General features: G+C 42.6%; 1 pseudogene. It reads left to right on the forward strand.

Annotated elements, in window-relative coordinates:
• Positions 1–526 (forward strand): annotated as a pseudogene (locus HLA95_RS27855) (hypothetical protein); the annotation flags it as partial.

A 526-nucleotide genomic window follows, 5' to 3' on the forward strand; every position in this document is an offset into this window, starting at 1 on the left:
GCAATATCGACCACCACCTGTGCAACCCCAATACCAGAATTATGGTACACCTCATGCACCTCTACCACATTATCCGAGCCAAGCTGTGACTCCACCTCCACCACAACCCCAAAGAACACCTGGTTTTGAGGAACAAATTTTAGCCACCTTAAAAAACCTTGAGGCTACTGCTCAACTCACTCATTCCCATTCCCAATCAATTTCTAAAATAGAAACTCAATTGGGTCAATTAGCGGCTTCTCTTAGTCGTCGGGAGGAAGGAAAGTTACCGAGTCAAGTTGTAGGTAATCCAAAAGGTACATATATGGCTGAGGGTTCTACTTCTCAGGACCCTCAATGTAACGAGGATGTTCAGGCAGTTACTGTGTTGAGAAGTGGTAAGATAGTAGATAATAAAGTTGGGGAGAAAGAAAAAGAAAAGAATGAGAAAAAGGAAGCGCAAGTAAGTGAAGAAGAAAAAGAGAAAGACTCTGATGCAACAAGGAATAAACTTCCCACAGCATTAGATGATCCAGTGGCATCGTAT

Source organism: Geminicoccus harenae (assembly GCF_019800005.1).
GTDB classification, from domain to species: Bacteria; Pseudomonadota; Alphaproteobacteria; order Geminicoccales; family Geminicoccaceae; genus Geminicoccus; species Geminicoccus harenae.